Genomic DNA, 19,758 nt, shown 5'->3' with positions numbered 1-19,758 from the left:
GCGACGAAGCAATCCAGGGCTCCGCAGGGACTCTGGCTTGCGTCAGAGCTTGCGCGTCTCGCAATGACGGAAGCGAGAAAGGCGAGCTATCCCGCCGGATAGCTCATTGCATAGGTCTCTGTCAGCGCCTCATCCAGTCGCCGTCCAGTTCTGAAGGCTGAGAGCGTCGCAGGGCGCGTCACGCCAGGCAACAGCCGGCCGTCGGGCTCCGGCGGCTCGATCACGGTGCGCACCGGAATTCGCTCGGCATAGATCGGCAGCAAATAGTCCTCTTCATCATCGATGACGCCGGCGGCGCGGATCTTGGCGGACGCTTTCTCGATGTCCATGGTCACGACCGACGTCGCCTTGAGCTCCTGCTCCGTGGTCGGGCGCAACGTCGCGGTGCGGCCTGGAAACAGACGGTCGACCATCATGGTCAGTGCCCGCGACTTGTCTGTCTGGTCCTCAATCAGCCGCGCATGGCCGAACGCCATCACCGAGCGATAATCTGCGGAGTGATGAAAGGCGCTGCGCGCCAGCACGAGACTGTCGAGATGCGTCACGGTCAGGCAGGCCGGCTGTCCTTCGGACAAATTGCGCAGCATCCGGCTGGCGCTCGAGCCATGCCAGTACAGCGTCGTTCCCTCGCGCCAATAGAGCGTCGGCGTGCAGTAGGGCTGGCCCTCGATCACGTAGGAGACATGGCAGAGAGCGGCCGAGTCGAGCAGGGCGTGCACCGTGGCGTGATCGTAATGTGCGCGCTGATGTCTCCGCTTGACGCGATTGGTGTCGTCGATGGGATAGCTCGCCGCTGGTGCCTCGGTCATCGTCAGTCTCCTGTTTGCGGCGAACTGATGCCATGGCAAAGTGGTTGCCGGGAGTTCCACTTTGATGCCAAATAGAGCAACCACTTTGCGGCGCCGCGACGATGTGCTGGCGCTGCCGATCTGGCTCGATCGGGCCATTCGCAGCCAGTCGCAGCAGGTCCACAGCGCGCTGCGCGCCGGCATCATCGACGGCCTGCTCGCGCCTGGCCTGCGGCTGCCCTCGACGCGCGCGCTCGCCGAGCAACTCGGCGTCCGGCGCAACGCGATCGTTGCCGCCTACGAGGCCCTGCTGTCGGACGGCCTGGTCGAGGCGCGCCATGGCGCGGGCACCTATGTCGCGGCCGAGCTGCCGGCGCCACCGGCTGCGGCGCCGATGGCCGAACTGGATATCCGCATTCCGCCACGCCGCCCGTTCGCGCTCGGCGTCACGCTGGTCGACCCGGTGCTGCTGAAGCGACTCGCCGCGGCCAGCCGGCGTCGGATCGCGCAGGCCGTGCCGGATGAGCTCGGCTATGGCGATCCGCGCGGCAGCCTGCATCTGCGTACCCAGGTCGCGCATTATCTCGCCGCCAATCGCGGCGTCCGCTGTGACCCCAGCTGTATCCTGATCGTCAGTGGCACCCAGCACGGGCTGCGGCTGTGCATCGATGCGCTGCTCGCGCCGGGAGACGCGGTCTGGTTCGAGGATCCTGGCTATGTCGCCTCGCGCCATACGTTGCGGGCGACCGGGGTGACGCTCGTCCCGGTGCCGGTCGATGGCGAGGGCATCGTCGTGACCGCAGGCGAGAAGGCAGATGCTGCGGCGAAGGCCGCCTATGTCACGCCCTCGCACCAGTTTCCGACCGGCGTCGCGATGAGCATGGCGCGCCGGATCGCGCTGCTCGACTGGGCGCGCCGGGCCGGTGCCTATGTTTTCGAAGACGACTATGACAGCGAGTATCGCTTCGCCGGTCCGCCGCTCACGGCGCTCGCCGGCATCGGCGCCGAACGCGTGATCTATCTCGGCACGTTCGCCAAGACGCTGTTTGCCGGGCTCAGGCTCGGCTATCTCGTGGTGCCGCCGGCCCTGGTCGCACGCGTCGTCGCCGCGCGCGCAGCGCAGGACCGGTTTCCGCCCGTTTTCATGCAGGACGCGCTGGCCGATCTGATGGCCGACGGCGTGATCTCAGCCCATATGCGGCGGATGCGCCCGCGCTATCGTCAGGCCCGCGACGTCGTGGCGGACGCGCTCGCAAGATATGCCGGCGATTCGCTCCATCTCGCCGCGCCGGCGCAGGGGCTGCACCTGTTGGCCACCCTGCCGCACGGTGCGCCGAAAGGGGCCGCGAAGCTGATCCGGGAGCGGGCGGACATCGAATGCCGGCTGTTGTCGGATGCCCGGATCGTGCAGCGCGGACCGGACGGCTTCATCCTGGGCTACTCGGGGTTTGCGACCCACGATCTGACCGGGGCGGCAAGGCGGCTCGGGCGTGCCGCCCAGGAGATCCTGTCACAAGCCGGACGCGCGCGCTGAACTCCAGGAGGCGATCTTAAGGATAGGGGTCGTGTGCGGCGTCCGTCATGGTCTGGCGCACCCGGCGCAACGTGATGGGCGTGCCGTCGGAAACGAACTGCAGCTCATAAGCGCGGCCGCTGTCGTCCTTGGCCGAGCAAGTCACGCTCGTCACCTTGAGCATCGCGAAATTGCCGACCTGCCGGCAGTGTCCCGACGAGCTCTGGGTTGCGGGCACCGGAATGCCGTCGACCTTCGGGCGGGTTTTCGAGTTGAGCAGCATGCGGTCGATCGGCAGCTCGTAGACGTTCTGAATCGACCGCCGGCCATTGATGCCGGAGAAGGCGATGATGTGGCTTTCGTCGGCGGGATCGTCGAGAGCCACCGTGAAGTGCGCCCGGCCTTTCTCGCTGTGGAAGAACGCCACGGTCTTGCAGGGGAAATCCCGGCCGTCGACCTTCAAGGTCCGGCAGCTGCCGGACATCAGGGCATAGAGGTCGATGTCAGGCTGCTCCTCCGGCACGTTCGTGACCGGCATCGGCTGCTGCGCGACGCATGGCGTGCTCAGGCCGAGGCCGAGCGCAACGGCGACGAGGCGAGGAAAGTGAAAGGTCATCCGCGGGGTCAGCCTGAAGGGAATCATGTCTGCGCAATAGGTTAAGCGATGTGTCAGCTTTGCGGCAAAACAACGGCTGCCCGATGCCAATTGCCGGACATTGCGCCGCAGTATGCCGCTCGATTCGCCTTCGATACCGCAAAAACCTTTAGAAAGTTCCGCGTTCAGCTTCTATGGGAAGAGCATGGCCGGTTCACGGCCCAACATAAGAACGACATGGAGGAAACGGATGACAGTGTCGCGTCGCGGCATTCTTTCGGCCGCGCTCAGCGGAGCAGCGCTTGCGGTCTCGGGGCAGGCGAGGGCGCAATCCTTCGCGTTCAAGCCCAACCAGCGCTATCCCGATCCCGCGGTCGAGATCCTCGATCCCAGCTTCGCCAAGTATCGCCTCTACAGTTCGACCGTCGAACAGCTCGCCAGCGGCATGCGCTGGGCGGAAGGGCCGGCCTATTTCCCCGAGGAAGGCTATCTGCTGCTCAGCGACATTCCGAACAACCGGATCATGAAATACAGCGAGAAGGACGCTAGCTTCACCGTCTTCCGCAGCCCTGCGAACTATGCCAACGGCAACACGCGCGATCGTCAGGGCCTGCTGGTCAGCTGCGAGCATTCGGTGACGCGGCGCATCACCCGCACCGAGAAGAACGGCGTCGTCACCGTGCTCGCTGACAGCTTCGAAGGCAAGCGGCTCAACGCGCCGAACGACATCGTGGTGAAGTCCGACGACACGATCTGGTTCACCGATCCGCTGTTCGGCATCAACGGCAATTGGGAAGGCTTCAAGGCCAAGTCGGAGCAGGCCAATACCAACGTGTTCCGGATCGGCACCGACGGCAAGCTCACGGCCGTCATCACCGACCTCGTCAACCCGAACGGGCTCGCCTTCTCGCCGGACGAGAAGAAGCTCTATGTCGTGGAGTGGAAAGGCACGCCCAACCGCAGCATCTGGAGCTACGACGTCAACGCCGACGGTTCGGTCGGCAACAAGGTGAAGCTGATCGATGCCGCCGACCAGGGCTCGCTCGATGGCTTCCGCGTCGACCGCGACGGCAATCTCTGGTGCGGCTGGGGGTCGAACGGCGCGCTGGCCGCCGAGCCGGTCGACGTCAATGGCCGCAAGGTCTATCCGCTCAAGGCCAAGTCGGAGGATCTCGACGGCGTCATGGTGTTCAATCCCTTGGGCAAGCCGATCGGCTTCATCCGGCTGCCCGAGCGCTGCGCCAATTTGACGTTCGGTGGGCCGAAGAACAACCGCCTCTACATGGCGGCGTCGCATTCGCTCTACGCGCTCTATGTCGAGACGGAGGGCGCGGTGTAGGACGACGTCGACGCTGCGGCGTCATCCAGGGGGCAGCAGGTCCGGGCTGCCCTGATGGAAGCTGCAGCGTCGTCGGGACCTACTTCGTTGACTGTGCCTTCTGCTTCCACAGCACCCAGGCGCGGTCCATGATCACCATGTTGACGCCGTCGGCCTTGGCGGCCTCCTCGGCGCTGAGATAGGTCACCTCGGTGCCGAGCCCCATCGCCTGCGCCTGCAGCCGCGCATTGACGTCGGTGTAATAGGCGCGGAACACGGCCGCCTGCACCGCCGGGCCGACGGTGACGTCGCCATGGCCGCGCATCAGCACCACGGATTTGTCGCCGAGCGCTGTCGCGAGCGATTTGCCGATGGCGTTGTTGCGCACCAGCATGTCGGTCGCGCCGAATTCCTTGCCGATGTCCCACACCGGCGCGCCCTCGCCGAGGAAGGCGGCGTTGTGATAGAGCGGGCGCAACGGCGTCCGGCTGACGCTGAAGGGGATGACGCCGGGCGAATGCGTATGCACGACGGCGTTGACGTCCGGGCGAGCCCTGTAGACCTCGGCATGGATGAAGCGTTCGAGGAACACGGCGCGGTTCTTCGCATCGACCGGCTCGCCGTTCTCGTCGAACTCCATGATGTCATTGGCCGTGACCTGCGCCGGTGCGATCGAGCGCGCCATCAGGAAATGGCGCGGATTGGCAGGGCTGCGCGCGCTGACATGGCCAAAGGCGTCGACGATTCCAAGATCGGCGAGCACGCGGCTGCCGGTCGCGATATCCTCGAGCAGCTCGCGGGGGACGCCGGGGATGGCGTCCTCGGCGCGAGCGGGGGCGGCGGAGAGGAGGAGGGCGGTGACCGCGATCGCGGCGAAGCGGCTGAAGCTGGACATCTCGTGGTTTCCCTCCCCGATCCTCGTTACCTAGGTTAGCGCTTCAGCATACGCGTCATTGCGAGCGCAGCGAGGCAATCCAGAGTCGTTGTGTAGCCCCTGGATTGCGTCACTGCGCTCGCAATGACGGGGAGAGGTCGGAGCGACACAATGACCATGGCAGGTCGAGCGCGTTCTCCCTCAGGTCACTGGAGCCGGATTGAACAGGGTCAGATCGTTATGGATGCCCCAGCGATCGGACCAGGGCTTGGTGCGGCCCGAGGCGACGTCGAGGATCAGCTTGAACAGCTCCCAGCCGGTCTCCTCGATGGTCATCTCGCCGGTGGCGATGCGGCCGGCGTCGAAATCGATCAGGTCCTTCCAGCGCCGCGCCAGCTCGGTGCGGGTGGCGACCTTGATGACGGGGGCGGCGGCCAGGCCATAGGGCGTGCCGCGGCCGGTGGTGAACACCTGCAGGGTCATGCCGGAGGCGAGCTGAAGCGTGCCGCAGATGAAGTCCGAGGCGGGCGTCGCCGCGAACAGCATGCCCTTCTGCTTGGCCTTCTCGCCCGGGGCCAATACGCCATGGATCGGGCCGGAGCCGGACTTCACGATCGAGCCCAAGGATTTCTCGACGATGTTGGCGAGGCCGCCCTTCTTGTTGCCCGGCGTCGTGTTGGCGCTGCGATCGGCGCCGCCGCGCTTGAGATAGGCGTCGTACCAGTCCATCTCGCGGATCAGCGCGCGGCCAACGTCCTCGTTGATGGCGCGTCGGGTCAGCAATTGGATCGCGTCGCGTACCTCGGTGACTTCCGAGAACATCACGGTGGCGCCGGCGCGGACCAGGAGATCGGCGGCGAAGCCGACCGCGGGGTTCGCGGTGACACCGGAGAACGCGTCGCTGCCGCCGCATTGCAGGCCGATCACGAGATCGGACGCCGGGCAGGTCTCGCGCCTGCGCTTGTTGAGCTGGGCGAGGCGCCGGTCGGCCTGGGTCATGATGGCCTCGACGATCGCGCCGAAGCCGTCGAAGGCCTCGTCCTGCATGCGCACGATCGAGTCCTCAGTGCCTTCCGGCAGCAGCCGCTCCGGCGCGAGCTTCTCGCAGCCGAGTCCGACGACCAGGATCTCGCCGCCGAAATTCGGGTTCAGCGCGAGGTTCTGCAAGGTGCGGATCGGCACCACGGCGTCGGGCGCCGAGATCGCGACGCCACAGCCATAGGCGTGGGTCAGCGCGACGACGTCGTCGACATTCGGGTATTTCGGCAAGAGCTCGCTCTTGATCCGCTTGATCGCGAATTCCAGCGTGCCCTTCACGCATTGCACTGACGTCGAGATGCCCAGCACGTTGCGGGTGCCGACCGAGCCGTCGGCGTTGCGATAGCCCTCGAACGTGTAGCCTTCGAGCGGCGGCAGCGGCGCCGGCACGGCGGTCGAGATCTCGAGCTTGTCGAGCCCGGGAGCCTCGGGCATGTCGATGCGGGCCTCGTCGACCCATTCGCCGGCTGCGATCGGTGACTTCGCAGTGCCGATGATCTCGCCGTAGCGAATGATCGGCGCGCCCTCGGGAATGTCGACCAGCGCCGTCTTGTGGCCCTGCGGGACGAAGCTCTTCAGCGTCAGGCCGTCGGGGAGTTTGGTGCCGGCGGGCAGGCCGAAATCGTTCACCACGATCGCGACATTGTCGCGCGCGTTGAGCTTGATGGTGCGCGGCTCCTGATTGGCGACGACCTGCTGGTTCATGCTGGCTCCGTTCCGCTTCAGCTTCCCTAGGGTGGCCAAGCGATGCGTGCCCACCGTCTTTCAAATCGCTCGACGATCGGGGGGCACGGCGCTTGCGCTCCTTTGCCCACCCTCCAGATCCTTAGTTGTCGTCATTGCGAGGAGCGAAGCGACGAAGCAATCCAGAATCTTTTTCCTGGCTCCTGGATTGCTTCGCTTCGCTCGCAATGACGAGTCCTAGTGGTCGTGTCTCGCCAGCTCACACCGGGAAGGTGTAGGCCGTCTTTACCGTCGTGTAGAACTCGCGCGCGTAGGAGCCCTGCTCGCGGGCGCCGTAGCTCGAGCCTTTGCGGCCGCCGAACGGGACGTGGTAGTCGACGCCGGCGGTCGGCAGATTGACCATCACCATGCCGGCCTCGCTGTTGCGTTTGAAGTGCGAGGCGTATTTCAGGCTGGTGGTGCAGACGCCCGCGGCAAGGCCGAACTCGGTGTCGTTGGAGATCGCCAGCGCCTCGTCGTAGTTCTTGGCGCGGATGACGCAGGCGACCGGCCCGAAGATCTCCTCGCGCGCGATGCGCATATTGTTGGTGGCCTCGGTGAACAGCGCCGGCTGCATGTAGAAGCCGGGCGTCTCGCGGTTCAGCAGCTCGCCGCCCCAGGCGAGTTTCGCGCCTTCGTCCTGGCCGATCTTCAGATAGCGCTGGTCCTGCTCGAGCTGGTTGGCGTCGACCACCGGGCCGATATGGGTGCCCTGCTTGACGGCGTCATCGACCACGAGGCCCTTCAGCCGCTCGGTCAGCGCAGCCACGAATGTATCGTGGATGCCCTCGGTCACGATCAGGCGCGAGGACGCCGTGCAGCGCTGGCCGGTGGAGAAATAGGCGCCGTTGGCGGCCGCCTCGACCGCGACCTTGACGTCGGCGTCGTCCAGCACGACCAGCGGATTCTTGCCGCCCATTTCGAGTTGGAACTTCTTCATCGGGTTCGACAGCACGCAGGCCTGCGCGATCTTGCGGCCGGTGCCGACCGAGCCGGTGAAGGAGATCGCGGCGACGTCGGGATGCTCGAGCAGGGTTTGGCCGACCACCGAGCCGGAGCCGACCACGAGGTTGAACACGCCGGCAGGAAGGCCGGAGCGCGCGATGATCTCGGACAGCGCATGCGCCGAGCCCGGCACCAGCTCGGCCGGCTTGAACACCACGGTGTTGCCGTAGCAGAGGGCAGGGGCGATCTTCCAGGCGGGAATCGCGATCGGGAAATTCCAGGGCGTGATCATGCCGACGACGCCGACCGCCTCACGCGTGATCTCGACATCGAGGCCCGGACGGACCGAGGCGCCCTTCTCGCCGGTCAGGCGCAGCGCCTCGCCGGCAAAGAACGCGAAGATCTGGCCTGCGCGGGCGACCTCGCCGATGCCCTCCGGCAGGGTCTTGCCTTCCTCGCGGGCGAGCAGGCGGCCGAGCTCTTCCTTGCGCGACAGGATCTCCGCCGAGATCTTGTTCAGCGCGTCATAGCGCTCCTGCGGGGTCGAGCGCGACCAGGCGGGGAAGGCGGCCTTGGCGGCGGCGATCGCCTTCTCGGTCTGTGCGCGGTCGGCCTTGGCATATTCGCCGACGACGTCGTTGGTGTTGGACGGGTTGATGTTGCGGGTCACCCCGCTGCCGTCGACCCACTCGCCGGCAATGAAATTCTTGAGGATCGCGTTCATGTTGTTCTCCAGACTTTGCGCGATTGCTCGGACAATCTAACCGATCGCCCCCGTCATCGCACGAGACAGGGGCGCTTGTCGTCGAAGGTCCAGCCGGGGATCAGATACTGCATTGCGACGGCGTCGTCGCGTGCGCCGAGCCCGTGGCTCTTGTACAGAGCATGAGCCTTTTCGATGGCGCCGCGGTCGACCTCGATGCCGAGCCCGGGCTGCTCGGGCACGGCGATCCGGCCGCCCTTGATCTGCAGCGGCGCTTTCGTCAGTGCCTGGCCGTCCTGCCAGATCCAATGGGTGTCGATCGCGGTGACCTTGCCCGGGGCGGCGGCGGCCACATGGGTGAACATCGCCAGCGAAATGTCGAAATGGTTGTTGGAGTGTGAACCCCAGGTGAGGCCGTTGTCGCGGCAGGTCTGGGCGACGCGCACCGAGCCCTGCAGGGTCCAGAAATGGGGATCGGCCAGGGGGATGTCGACCGCACCCAGCCGCAGCGCATGGCTGAGCTGCCGCCAGTCGGTGGCGATCATGTTGGTCGCGGTCGGCAGGCCGGTGGCGCGGCGGAACTCGGCCATGATCTCGCGGCCGGAGAAGCCGGCTTCGGCGCCGCATGGGTCCTCGGCGTAAGCGAGGATGCCGTGCATGTCCTTGCACAGCCGGATCGCCTCATCGAGCGACCAGGCGCCGTTCGGGTCGAGCGTGACGCGCGCCTGCGGAAAGCGCTTGGCGATCGCCGTCACCGCCTCGATCTCGGCCTCGCCCTTGAGCACGCCGCCCTTCAGCTTGAAGTCGGCGAAGCCGTAGGCGTCATGCGTGGCCTCGGCGAGCCGCACCACGGCCTCGGGCGTCATCGCCTCATGGTGGCGCAGGGTGAACCAGCCATCACGCTCGCCTTCGCCCGTCGCGTAGGGCAGGTCGGTCTTCTTGCGATCGCCGATGAAGAAGAGATAGCCGAGCGCCTCGACCGAGGTCCGCTGCTGGCCTTCGCCGAGCAGCGCCGCGACCGGCAGGCCGAGATGCTGGCCCAAGAGGTCGAGCAGCGCGGATTCGACCGCGGTGACAGCGTGGATCATCACGCGCAGATCGAATGTCTGCTTGCCGCGGCCGCCGGCGTCGCGGTCGGCGAAGGCGGTGCGCATCGACGCCAGGATCGTGTTGCAGGCGCCGATGCTCTGGCCGACGATCAGGCTCTTGGCATCCTCCAGCGTCTGCCGGATCTTCTCGCCGCCCGGCACCTCGCCGACGCCGGTGTGGCCGGCATTGTCAGTGAGGATGACGAGGTTGCGGGTGAAGAACGGCCCATGCGCGCCTGAGAGGTTGAGCAGCATGCTGTCACGCCCGGCGACCGGAATGACCTCCATGCCGATGACGACCGGCGCGCCGGAAATCCCGGTGCTGGTGGCTTCGTGACTCATCGTGCTCCTCCGTCGTCGTCTCTCGTTCTTGGCGCCGCGTCCCCTCATGGTGAGGAGGCGCGCAGCGCCGTCTCGAACCATGAGGCCCCGGCTGTGGCCTCATCCTTCGAGACGCTTGCTTCGCAAGCTCCTCAGGGTGAGGGGACAGGCCGTCGCCGCAGCGACGGCAGCCTCAATCTTACTCCGCCGCCTGGCTCACCGCCGCTGCCGGCAGCGCCTTCACCAGCGCGGTCAGCTCCGCCATCTCGGTTTCGGTGAGATCGGTCAGCGGCAGGCGGACCGGGCCGGAATCGCGGCCGATGACCTTCATGCCGGCCTTGATGATCGAGACCGCGTAACCCTTCTTGCGGTTGCGTATCGCGATCAGCGGCAAAATGAAATCCTTCAATCCGGCATGGATGGTGGCATGGTCGCGCTTGCGCACTGCGGCATAGAAATTCGTCGCGAACTCCGGCACAAAGTTGAACACGGCCGACGAGTAGGTCGTCACGCCCATGTCGAGATAGGGCAGCGCGAAGGTTTCCGCCGTCGGCAGGCCGCCGATATAGGTCAGGCGGTCGCCCATCTTGCTGTAGACCCGGGTCATCAGCTCGATGTCGCCAATGCCGTCCTTGTAGCCGACCAGGTTCGGGCAGCGCTCGCACAGCCGCGCCAGAGTGTCTGGCTGCAGGATCGCGTTGTCGCGATTGTAGACGATGACGCCGATCTTCACGGACTTGCAGACCGCCTCGACATGGGCGGCGAGGCCGTCCTGCTCGGCATGGGTCAGATAGGGCGGCAGCAGCAGCAGGCCGTCCGCGCCGGCCTTCTCCGCACCGATGGCGATCTCGCGCGCGATGGCGGTGCCGTAGCCGGTGCCGGCCAGCACAGGCACGCGGCCGCGGGTCTCGTCGACGGCGACCCGCACCACCTCAGGCACTTCGGCCGGGGTCAGCGAGAAGAACTCGCCGGTGCCGCCGGCGGCGAACAGGCCGGCGACCTCGTAGCCGCACAGCCAGTCCATGTTGGCGCGATAGGTGGCCTCGTCGAACGAATAGTCGGCCTTGAACGGCGTCACGGGGAAGGAGAGCAGGCCGCTGCCGATTTTCGCAGCCATTTCCTGGGGGGTCATCTTGCTCATCGCGCGGGTCCTCAACCTTTGTTCCAGGAATAGACGCGGCGACTCCACCGGCGCGCGCATTCCTCGCGCCGTGTCGTAGGACCAAGTTCAATGCCGGTCCAAGCCAATCACGGTATTGATTGATGCTGGGTCGGTATCAATCTTCCGCCTGCTGCAACGCCGCGAGACTGCCGGCGATCGCGATCAGGGCCGGCAGCAGCGGATTGTCGTGATCGCGCCGCCAGACCAGGAACAGCTCGGCCGGAGTCGGGTTGCGCAGCTTCAGCGGCCGCAGCTTCACATCCGCGATCTTCAGGCTCGCGGCCGCTTCCGGCACGATCGCGAGCCCCAGACCGGCGCGCACCATCGCCAGGATGGAGTGGATCTGACTCAGGTGCTGCACGTAGCGCGGCAGCACCTCGGCGCGCATGAATTGCGACACCAGCAGGTCGTGGAAATAGCGCGCCTCGGTCTGCGAATACATGATGAAGGGCTGGCCGTCGAAGTCGCGGATCGACACGCTCTCGGCGGCCGCGAGACGATGGCGGCGCGGCAGAGCGGCGCACAGCGGCTCGGCGACGACGCGGCGGGTGGCGAATTCCGGCCGCGCGATCGGCGGCCGCAGCAGGCCGGCATCGATCTGGCCGGAGGCCAGCGCCTCGATCTGGTCGCCCGAGACCATCTCCTTCAGCGACAGGTCGGCCTCGGGCAGCTCGGTGCGGCAGGCGGCGACCAGATCGGGCAGGAAGCTGTAGGCCGCGGCGGCGGTGAAGCCGATCTTCAGCGAGCCGCTCTTGCCGCTGGCAATGCGCTGCGCCACCTGGGCGGCGCTCTCGGCCATCTTCAGGATGCGCCGCGCCTCGGGCAGGAAGCTGCGTCCCGCCGGCGTCAGCTTCACCGACCGGCTGGTGCGCTCGAGCAACGCGGCATCGATGATGTGCTCCAGCACCTGAATCTGCCGCGACAGCGGCGGCTGCGTCATGTTCAGCCGGACGGCGGCGCGGCCGAAATGCAGCTCCTCCGCCACGGTGACGAAGCAGCGCAGCTGGTTGAGGTCGAACATCGATGCCTCCCCGGCATGGATCGAGCAGGTCGTCCGGCCTTGGTAGCATTGATCAAGCGAGGTGGAAATGTCGATCGGGCGGGTTGGCGAAAGGCGGGCGGCGCAGGCGCGGCGAACAGGATGGTCGTGTGCGTCGCTCTGACGACGCGCAAAAAAAACGGCGGCCGAGGCCGCCGTTCAAGTCGAGACCACGCTGATCGCGCGTGGTGCTCAGGAGGCTCGGAGTTGGACGCGCTGGATGCGGCCAACGATGACGAGATAGGCAAACGCCGCCACCAGGGCATTGAGGCCGACGAACACCAGCGCGCCGTTGAAGGAGTTGGTGGCCGACAGGATGTAGCCGATCACGATCGGCGTGGTGATGCTGGAGAGGTTGCCGAAGGTGTTGAACAGGCCGCCGGAGACGCCGCCGGCTTCCTTCGGCGAGGTGTCGGAGACGACCGCCCAGCCGAGCGCACCGATGCCCTTGCCGAAGAAGGCGAGCGCCATCAGCCCGACCACCAGCGCCTGGCCGTCGACATAATTGCAGCCGATGATAGCCATGGACAGCAGCATGCCGCCGACGATCGGGATCTTGCGCGCCAGCGTCAGCGAGCCGGTCTTGCGCAGGATGGCGTCGGAGATGAAGCCGCCGAGCACGCCGCCGATGAAGCCGCACAGCGCCGGCAACGTGGCGACGAAGCCCGCCTGCAGGATCGACAGCCCGCGCTCCTTGACCAGATAGACCGGAAACCAGGTGAGGAAGAAATAGGTCAGCGTGTTGATGCAATACTGGCCGATATAGACGCCGAGCATCATGCGGTTGGAGAGCAACTGTCCGATATGCGACCAGGTCGGTCCGCCCGATGCGGTCTTGCCGTCTTGCGCGCCCTCCATGTCGACCAGCGCGCCGCCTTCCTTGATATAATCGAGCTCCGCCTCGTTGACGCCGGGATGCTCCTTGGGGCCGTACATGGTCTTGATCCAGACCAGGCCCATGAGGATGCCGAGCGCGCCCATCACGGTGAAGACGTGGCGCCAGCCGAATTCATGCGCGATCCAGCCCATCAGCGGCGCGAAGATCACAGTGGCGAAATACTGCCCGGAGTTGAAGAACGCCGATGCCGTGCCGCGCTCGTTGCTCGGAAACCAGGCGGCCACGATGCGCGCGTTGGCCGGGAAGCTCGGCGCCTCGGCGAGTCCGACCAGGAAGCGAAGGGCGAACAGCGCGACGATGGCCGCGCCGCCGGAGAAGAAGCCGATCCAGCCCTGCATCAGTGTGAAGATCGACCAGACGACGATGCTGCAGGCATAGACCCAGCGCGAGCCGAAGCGGTCGAGCAGCCAGCCGCCCGGCACCTGGGCAAGCACATAGGACCAGCCGAAGGCGGAGAATACATAGCCCATCGCGACAGGATCGAGATGCAGCTCCTTGGACAGCGCCGGTCCAGCGATCGACAGCGTGGCGCGGTCGGCATAGTTCACGGTCGTGACCAGGAACAGCATGGTCACGATGAGCAGCCGCACGCGCGATCGGCGCAATTCGGCCGTGGATACGATTGCGCTCATGCGCTCCACCTCTCTTGTAACGTTCCTCAAGGACTGTCCTAGAGGAGATGGAGGTCCGGGGTCCAAGCCGAAGCCTGTATCGATCGATCCAATTATTGGATTGATCGTGCCCTCAGCCGGTCACAAAGCGGACGTGCGGATAGTTGCGAGTGGCGCGCTCTTTTCACCGCGAACGTCTCATCCTCACGCGATGGCGCCCGACGCGACGCGTTCCGCCCTTTGGAAGTGCACAAACATCATCCAGCGCGCGAGCGGTCGACGCTTGTATCGACCGCTGCTGCGTGCACAATCGTTTGCGCAAGCGAACAGGAGCCCGCGCGCGTGAAGGCCGTCTATACCGAGCTGCATCGTAGCCATGATCCGCAATTCTACCTCGTGCGTGGGGTGGTCAAGCGCACCACCGAGCAGCCCGAACGGGCTGACCGCTTGCTTGCAGGATTGAAGGCCGGCAATCACGAGTTGGTTGCGCCCACCCATTTCGGCCAGGAAGCACGCGCGCGCGTTCATAGTCCGGAGTATCTCAACTTTCTGGAAGAGGCGTGGGAGGCTTGGGCCGCGCTCGGCGATGCCGGGACGGAGATGATTCCGAACATGCACCCGGTGCGCCACGCCGCCACCTATCCGACCCATATCGTCGGACGGCTCGGCTGGCACACGATCGACACCTCGGCGCCGATCGGGCCGGGCACCTGGGAAGGCGCCTGTGCCGCGACCGACGTCGCGACCACCGCCGCCCAGTTGCTGCTTGACGGCGAGGATGCGGCCTATGCGCTGTGCCGTCCGCCCGGTCACCACGCCTATCGCGACATCGCCTCCGGCTTCTGTTTCATGAACAACTCGGCGATTGCGGCGGCGCATCTGCGGCAGCGTCATGAGCGCGTCGCGATCCTCGATGTCGATGTCCATCACGGCAATGGCACGCAGGGCATCTTCTACGAGCGTCCTGACGTACTCACCATCTCGATCCACGCCGATCCGGCGCACTACTATCCGTTTGTGTGGGGCTACGCGCATGAACGTGGCGCCGGCGCCGGGCTCGGCGCCAACCTCAACATTCCCCTGGCGCTGAAGAGCGGCGACGACACCTATCTGAAGGCGTTCGAGACCGCGGCCAAGACCATCCATGCCTTCGCCCCCGGCGCGCTCGTCGTCGCACTTGGCCTCGATGCGTCCGAGCACGATCCGCTCAAGGGATTGTCGGTGACCACGCCCGGTTTCCGGCGCATCGGCGGCGCGATCGCGCGGCTCGGCCTGCCCACGGTGTTCGTGCAGGAGGGCGGCTATCTCTCCGACATTCTCGGCCAGAACCTGACCGCCGTGCTGGCCGGGTTCGAGGCGGCCCGGTGAGAATGGTGCTCTGGTAAGGCGCCCTCCCGGCGCTGCGGCAACATCAAACCTTCCGTCCGGATTTCCACGGGTCCGGAAAAGAGAGCTTTCGTTAGGTTCCCATGCGACGATCCGACGCAGATTCGTCCAGGCCGCTTCAACGGCGAATGCGGGGAACATGTCGATGCGGTTGCTCGACCATCTCAAGATCATTTGGAAGATCAGCCTCATCGTTGCCGTGCTGGGAGCAACACTTGCCGGCGTCGTCGTGTTCGGCACCGACCAATTGAGCACGACGGTTGCGGACTTCGCGGAGCTGTCCAACCAGCAAATGAGTTCCATCGCGGTGGTGCGGGCTCAGCGCCGCCTCGAAACCTATCATGCCGCGCTCTACGCTCTGCTCACGGAGACGACCGCCGAAGGCAACGAGAAGCGGTTGAAGCTCGCCGTCAAAAACCGTGACGAGATCGCATCCTTCATGGACCTGGCGTCCAAAGAAGACCCGGCGCAGACCAAGCAGATCGATGGCTTCAAGGCTGACCTGACACGGGCATTTGCCGTTTGCGATCCCGTGCTGGAGGCCGGGGCCAAGGCGGTGAGCCCGGAGGAAAATGCCAAGGTGGCCGATCGCGCGCACCAGGAATGCGATCCGGCCATCGACGGTGTGCTCGGCAAACTGCAGACCTTCGTCGGTCAGATCGTGGAACTGACGCGCAAGAAGAATGAGGCCATCCGAGCCGAAGCTGACTCAAGCACCCGCGCGGTGATGCTGGTTGGGATTGTTGGACTGATCATCGGCGTCGCCATTGCATTGTTCATCGGCTTGAGATCGCTGTCGGCCCCCATCGCCCGGCTGAAGGCCGCGATGGAGCGGCTCGCCAACAACGATCTCACTGTCGAGGTGCCCGAGACCGAACGCCGCGACGAACTCGGCGACATGGCCAAGACCGTCCAGGTCTTCAAGACCAACGGCATCGAGGTGGCGCGCCTGAAGAAAGTGCAGGAGGAGACCGAGCGGCAGGCTGCGGAGCAGCGCCGGCGCGACATGCACGACCTCGCCAACAAATTCGAGCAGGCTGTCGGCGACATCGTCCACACGGTGTCGTCGGCATCGACGGAGCTCGAGGCATCTGCCAACACGCTCAACCAGACGGCGGAGCGATCGCAGCGGCTCACCAACGTGGTGGCCTCTGCCTCGGAAGAGGCCTCGACCAACGTGCATTCGGTGGCCTCGGCGGCTGAGGAGCTGTCATCCTCCGTCAATGAGATCAGCCGCCAAGTGCAGGAATCGGCACGGATGGCCAATGAAGCGGTCAGCCAGGCGCGCAAGACCAACGATCGGGTCAGCGAGCTGTCGAAGGCCGCCGCACGCATCGGCGACGTCGTCGAGCTGATCAACACCATCGCCGGGCAAACCAATCTCTTGGCGCTCAATGCCACCATCGAGGCAGCGCGCGCCGGTGAAGCCGGCCGCGGATTCGCGGTGGTGGCCACCGAGGTGAAGGCGCTTGCCGAGCAGACCGCCAAGGCCACCGGGGAGATCGGCCAGCAGATTTCCGGCATTCAGACCGCGACGCAGGAATCGGTCGGGGCGATCCGGGAGATCTCGGGCACGATCGAGCGGCTGGCGGAGATCGCCTCGACGATCGCCGCCGCGGTCGAGCAGCAGGGCGCCGCGACCCAGGAAATCTCGCGCAACGTGCAGCAGGCCTCGCAGGGCACCAGGGAGGTCTCGACGAACATCATCGACGTGCAGCGCGGTGCCTCCGAGACCGGCTCAGCCTCGTCGCAGGTGCTCTCTGCGGCCAAATCGCTGTCCACGGACAGCGAACGGCTGCGCGGTGAAATCACGCGATTCCTCGGCACGGTGCGGGCCGCCTGAGGCGCCGCCAGCGCCGGCCACCTCGTGGTGCGGTGGCGTTGCTGCAGTCAGATCATGGGTGAGCCGTGGCAGACATCATCAAATTCCCCACGGCTGCGTCGCGGGCGGTGCGCGTCGAGCGAACCGAGCCCGCGCCCGAGGCTTCGATCGAGGGGCAACTCGTACGCCTGCAGCTCACGCTCGATTCGTGGCGGCTGATCCTGCGCTGGCTCGATCAGCTCGCCCAGTCCGGCGGCGAGGGGGAGCCGGGCGAGCAGTCGCGGCGCATCCGCGAACTGATCGCCGCAGCCGAACGCGCCATCGCCGATCTCCATGATCGCCACGGCCGCGGGCCCGCACCGGGGCGCGATTAGCTGGCCAGCGCCTGCGGCGCCGGCGCTACGAGCTCCTGCTCGGCCGCGCGCACGATCGCCATGGTGCGCAGAATGCTCGCCGGATTGACGCTGATGGAGTCGATGCCGAGCCCGGCGAGGTAGCGCGCGATCTCCGGATAGTTCGCCGGCGCCTCGCCGCAGATGCCGACATGGCGGTGGTTGCGGTGCGCACCATCGATGGCCAGCTTCAACATCGCCAGCATGCCGGGATCGCGCTCGTCGAAGTCGAACGCCACGAGTTCCGAATCGCGGTCGACGCCGAGCGTGAGCTGGGTGAGGTCGTTGGAGCCGATCGAGAAGCCGTCGAAATGCTGAGCGAAGTCGTCGATCAGGATCACATTGTTGGGGATCTCGCACATCATGTAGATCTCGAGCCCGTTCTCGCCGCGGACGAGGCCATGCCCGGCCATCGCCGCGATCACCTTGCGCGCCTCCTCGACGCGGCGGCAGAACGGGATCATGAGCTTGAGATTGCGCAGGCCCATCACATCGCGCACCCGCTTCAAGGCGGCGCATTCCAGCGCGAAGCCGGCGGCATAGGCGGGATGGGCGTAGCGCGAGGCACCGCGGAAGCCGAGCATCGGGTTCTCTTCCTTCGGCTCGAAATCCGAGCCGCCGATCAGGCTGGCATATTCGTTGGTCTTGAAATCCGACAGGCGCACGATGACGGGACGCGGATAGAACGCGGCGGCAATGGTGCCGACGCCTTCCGAAAGCCGCTCGACGAAGAAGTCGGCCGGTTTCTTGTAACGCGCGGTGAGGCGTTTGATCGTCGCGCGGTCCTTCGCCGAATTCACCTTGTTCGGCGTGGCCAGCGCCATCGGGTGAATGCCGATCGACTGGTTGATGATGAACTCCATGCGCGCCAGCCCAACGCCGTCGCTCGGCAGCAGCGCGGTCTTGAAGGCGAGTTCGGGATTGCCGAGATTGACCATGATCTCGGTGCGCGGCTTCTCCAGCCGATCGATCGCGATGCGCTGCACCTCGAACGGCAGGGCGCCGTGATAGACATGTCCGGCATCGCCCTCGGCGCAGCAGACGGTGACGCTTGCCCCGGTCTTGGCGCGCGCGCTGAAATCCTCGGTGCCGACCACCGCCGGCACCCCGAGCTCGCGGGCGATGATGGCGGCATGGCAGGTGCGGCCGCCATGATCGGTGACGATCGCGGCCGCCGTCTTCATGACCGGCTCCCAGTCCGGGCTGGTCGAGGCGGCGACCAGCACCTCGCCGGGCCGGAACGCACGCAAATCCTTCGCCGTGCGGATCAGGCGGATCTTGCCGGCGGCGATCTTTTCGCCGACGGCGCGGCCGGTCGCCAGCACCTGGCCGGTCTTCTGGAGCACATGGGTTTCGATCGCCTCGGGCCGGCGCTGTGAGGCGACGGTCTCCGGCCGGGCCTGGATGATGTAGAGCGCGCCGTCGCGGCCGTCCTTGGCCCATTCGATGTCCATCGGCGTCGGCCGCCCGGCCTTCTGCGAGTAGTGCTGTTCGACCGTGATCGTGGCCTGCGCCAGTTCCAGCACGTCGGCATCATCGATGCAGAATTTCGCCCTGTCGGCCGGCGGCATGGCCTCGGTGCGCGTGGTCGCGCCGCGCGCGCCGGTCTTGGCGTAGACCATCCGCTTGTCCTTGGCGCCGAGCCGGCGCGACAGCACGCTGCGGAAGCCGGCGGCGAAGGTCGGCTTGTGCACGTAGAACTCGTCCGGATCGACCGTGCCCTGCACGATGGTCTCGCCGAGGCCATAGACGCCGGTGATGAAGGCGACGTCGCGAAAGCCGCTCTCGGTGTCGAGCGAGAACATCACCCCACTGGCGGCAAGATCGGATCGCACCATCTTCATGACGGCGACCGACAGGGCGACCTTGTCGTGCGCAAAGCCGTTGTCGATGCGGTAGGAAATGGCGCGGTCGGTGTAGAGCGAGGCGAAACAGCGGCGGCAGGCCTCGAACAGATCCTTGGGCCCGCGGACGTTGAGGAAGCTTTCGTGCTGCCCGGCGAAGCTTGCATTGGGCAGGTCCTCGGCGGTGGCGGAACTGCGCACCGCCACGGCAACGCCGCGGCCATATTCCTGCTCCAGCTGCCGGTACGCCTGCGTGACCTCGCGGCGCAACTCGTCGCGATCGGTCGCCGCGAACACGATCGCCCGCGCCTTTGCCGCCCGCTTGGCGAGATCGGCGATGCGCCGTTTGTCGAGGCCAGCAAGCAGCTTGCGCAACTCGTCATCGGCACCACCCGCGCGGAGGGCGTCACGGTAACTGGCAGCGGTCAGCGCGAAGCCGTTGGGCACGCGCACGCCGTGCGGCGCCAAGGCCGAATAGAGTTCGCCGAGCGAGGCGGTCTTGCCGCCGACCTCGGGCACGTCCTCGATGCGAAGGTCCTTGAACCAACGGATGTACCCGGGTGCCGTCATCGGTGATCTCCCGCGTCGCAGCGTAGGCAGCAAGTTTGTCGCGTTGCACGGCGGATGACTTGCGGAAGATCAAGCGGAACGACGTCGGCGCTCCTTAGATCACGTTGTGCTAGAAGTTCCAGAGCTGA

15 protein-coding genes are annotated in these 19,758 nt (G+C 66.1%); 5 read left to right on the top strand and 10 right to left on the bottom strand.

Annotation, left to right across the window (positions count from 1 at the left end):
• Positions 1-86: 86 nt before the first annotated feature.
• Positions 87-809: a pyridoxamine 5'-phosphate oxidase family protein gene (locus tag BBTA_RS30440; RefSeq protein ID WP_012046345.1), complete on the bottom strand. Its 723-nt coding sequence runs from the start codon at positions 807-809 to the stop codon at positions 87-89.
• A gap of 64 nt (positions 810-873) precedes the next feature.
• On the opposite strand from BBTA_RS30440, the gene BBTA_RS30435 reads away from it, so the two are divergent.
• Positions 874-2,322 (top strand): PLP-dependent aminotransferase family protein, encoded by a 1,449-nt coding sequence (locus tag BBTA_RS30435; protein WP_012046344.1) that lies wholly within the window; start codon positions 874-876, stop codon positions 2,320-2,322.
• 16 nt (positions 2,323-2,338) lie between these two features.
• Here the strand turns inward: BBTA_RS30435 and BBTA_RS30430 are convergent, their stop codons facing one another.
• Positions 2,339-2,917: a hypothetical protein gene (locus BBTA_RS30430; RefSeq protein WP_012046343.1), complete on the bottom strand. Its 579-nt coding sequence runs from the start codon at positions 2,915-2,917 to the stop codon at positions 2,339-2,341.
• Between the two features lie 229 nt (positions 2,918-3,146).
• Between BBTA_RS30430 and BBTA_RS30425 the strand changes: the two genes are divergently transcribed.
• Positions 3,147-4,235: an SMP-30/gluconolactonase/LRE family protein gene (locus tag BBTA_RS30425; RefSeq protein WP_012046342.1), complete on the top strand. Its 1,089-nt coding sequence runs from the start codon at positions 3,147-3,149 to the stop codon at positions 4,233-4,235.
• 79 nt (positions 4,236-4,314) lie between these two features.
• Here the strand turns inward: BBTA_RS30425 and BBTA_RS30420 are convergent, their stop codons facing one another.
• The 7 genes from BBTA_RS30420 to BBTA_RS30390 all read right to left on the bottom strand — a co-directional run bounded on the left by BBTA_RS30420 (position 4,315) and on the right by BBTA_RS30390 (position 13,637).
• The gene (locus BBTA_RS30420) at positions 4,315-5,109 is read right to left on the bottom strand and encodes a class II aldolase/adducin family protein (protein WP_012046341.1); all 795 of its coding nucleotides are present in this window, start codon (positions 5,107-5,109) and stop codon (positions 4,315-4,317) included.
• Between the two features lie 180 nt (positions 5,110-5,289).
• The gene (gene garD, locus BBTA_RS30415; protein WP_012046340.1) at positions 5,290-6,831 is read right to left on the bottom strand and encodes a galactarate dehydratase; all 1,542 of its coding nucleotides are present in this window, start codon (positions 6,829-6,831) and stop codon (positions 5,290-5,292) included.
• Between the two features lie 238 nt (positions 6,832-7,069).
• Positions 7,070-8,518, bottom strand: coding sequence for an aldehyde dehydrogenase family protein (locus BBTA_RS30410; RefSeq protein WP_012046339.1), 1,449 nt, complete (start codon positions 8,516-8,518; stop codon positions 7,070-7,072).
• A gap of 53 nt (positions 8,519-8,571) precedes the next feature.
• The gene (gene gudD / locus BBTA_RS30405) at positions 8,572-9,927 is read right to left on the bottom strand and encodes a glucarate dehydratase (RefSeq protein ID WP_012046338.1); all 1,356 of its coding nucleotides are present in this window, start codon (positions 9,925-9,927) and stop codon (positions 8,572-8,574) included.
• A 178-nt stretch (positions 9,928-10,105) separates the two neighbouring features.
• Positions 10,106-11,047 (bottom strand): 5-dehydro-4-deoxyglucarate dehydratase, encoded by a 942-nt coding sequence (gene kdgD / locus BBTA_RS30400; RefSeq protein WP_012046337.1) that lies wholly within the window; start codon positions 11,045-11,047, stop codon positions 10,106-10,108.
• Between the two features lie 136 nt (positions 11,048-11,183).
• A complete protein-coding gene (locus BBTA_RS30395; protein ID WP_012046336.1) occupies positions 11,184-12,089 on the bottom strand; it encodes a LysR substrate-binding domain-containing protein in 906 nt (301 codons plus the stop codon).
• A 210-nt stretch (positions 12,090-12,299) separates the two neighbouring features.
• Positions 12,300-13,637 carry an MFS transporter gene (locus BBTA_RS30390; RefSeq protein WP_012046335.1) on the bottom strand — a complete coding sequence of 446 codons (1,338 nt, stop codon included), beginning with the start codon at positions 13,635-13,637 and terminating at the stop codon, positions 12,300-12,302.
• A gap of 321 nt (positions 13,638-13,958) precedes the next feature.
• On the opposite strand from BBTA_RS30390, the gene BBTA_RS30385 reads away from it, so the two are divergent.
• The 3 genes from BBTA_RS30385 (at position 13,959) to BBTA_RS30375 (ending at position 17,198) form a co-directional block, all read left to right on the top strand.
• Complete coding sequence (locus BBTA_RS30385; protein WP_012046334.1) at positions 13,959-14,984, top strand: histone deacetylase family protein; 1,026 nt, start codon at positions 13,959-13,961, stop codon at positions 14,982-14,984.
• Positions 14,985-15,147: 163 nt separating this feature from the next.
• Positions 15,148-16,845, top strand: a complete 1,698-nt coding sequence (locus BBTA_RS30380) for a methyl-accepting chemotaxis protein (protein WP_012046333.1) — start codon at positions 15,148-15,150, stop codon at positions 16,843-16,845.
• A gap of 65 nt (positions 16,846-16,910) precedes the next feature.
• Positions 16,911-17,198 (top strand): hypothetical protein, encoded by a 288-nt coding sequence (locus BBTA_RS30375; protein WP_012046332.1) that lies wholly within the window; start codon positions 16,911-16,913, stop codon positions 17,196-17,198.
• Here BBTA_RS30375 and ppsA read toward each other — a convergent pair.
• Positions 17,195-19,630 carry a phosphoenolpyruvate synthase gene (gene ppsA, locus BBTA_RS30370; protein ID WP_012046331.1) on the bottom strand — a complete coding sequence of 812 codons (2,436 nt, stop codon included), beginning with the start codon at positions 19,628-19,630 and terminating at the stop codon, positions 17,195-17,197. The genes BBTA_RS30375 and ppsA overlap by 4 nt on opposite strands.
• Positions 19,631-19,758: the final 128 nt, after the last annotated feature.

The organism is Bradyrhizobium sp. BTAi1 (genome assembly GCF_000015165.1).
Classification (GTDB): Bacteria; Pseudomonadota; Alphaproteobacteria; order Rhizobiales; family Xanthobacteraceae; genus Bradyrhizobium; species Bradyrhizobium denitrificans.
Note: the sequence above shows the minus strand (reverse complement) of the source record. Positions and strands in the feature narration are given on the sequence as shown.

Coding starts and splice junctions, on each gene's coding strand:
- ppsA (WP_012046331.1), bottom strand. CDS start 19,630: ATGACGGCACCCGGGTACATCCGTTGGTTCAAGGACCTTCGCATCGAG.
- BBTA_RS30435 (WP_012046344.1), top strand. CDS start 874: ATGCCAAATAGAGCAACCACTTTGCGGCGCCGCGACGATGTGCTGGCG.
- BBTA_RS30440 (WP_012046345.1), bottom strand. CDS start 809: ATGACCGAGGCACCAGCGGCGAGCTATCCCATCGACGACACCAATCGC.
- BBTA_RS30425 (WP_012046342.1), top strand. CDS start 3,147: ATGACAGTGTCGCGTCGCGGCATTCTTTCGGCCGCGCTCAGCGGAGCA.
- BBTA_RS30395 (WP_012046336.1), bottom strand. CDS start 12,089: ATGTTCGACCTCAACCAGCTGCGCTGCTTCGTCACCGTGGCGGAGGAG.
- BBTA_RS30410 (WP_012046339.1), bottom strand. CDS start 8,518: ATGAACGCGATCCTCAAGAATTTCATTGCCGGCGAGTGGGTCGACGGC.
- garD (WP_012046340.1), bottom strand. CDS start 6,831: ATGAACCAGCAGGTCGTCGCCAATCAGGAGCCGCGCACCATCAAGCTC.
- kdgD (WP_012046337.1), bottom strand. CDS start 11,047: ATGAGCAAGATGACCCCCCAGGAAATGGCTGCGAAAATCGGCAGCGGC.
- BBTA_RS30420 (WP_012046341.1), bottom strand. CDS start 5,109: ATGTCCAGCTTCAGCCGCTTCGCCGCGATCGCGGTCACCGCCCTCCTC.
- gudD (WP_012046338.1), bottom strand. CDS start 9,927: ATGAGTCACGAAGCCACCAGCACCGGGATTTCCGGCGCGCCGGTCGTC.
- BBTA_RS30380 (WP_012046333.1), top strand. CDS start 15,148: ATGCGGTTGCTCGACCATCTCAAGATCATTTGGAAGATCAGCCTCATC.
- BBTA_RS30430 (WP_012046343.1), bottom strand. CDS start 2,917: ATGACCTTTCACTTTCCTCGCCTCGTCGCCGTTGCGCTCGGCCTCGGC.
- BBTA_RS30390 (WP_012046335.1), bottom strand. CDS start 13,637: ATGAGCGCAATCGTATCCACGGCCGAATTGCGCCGATCGCGCGTGCGG.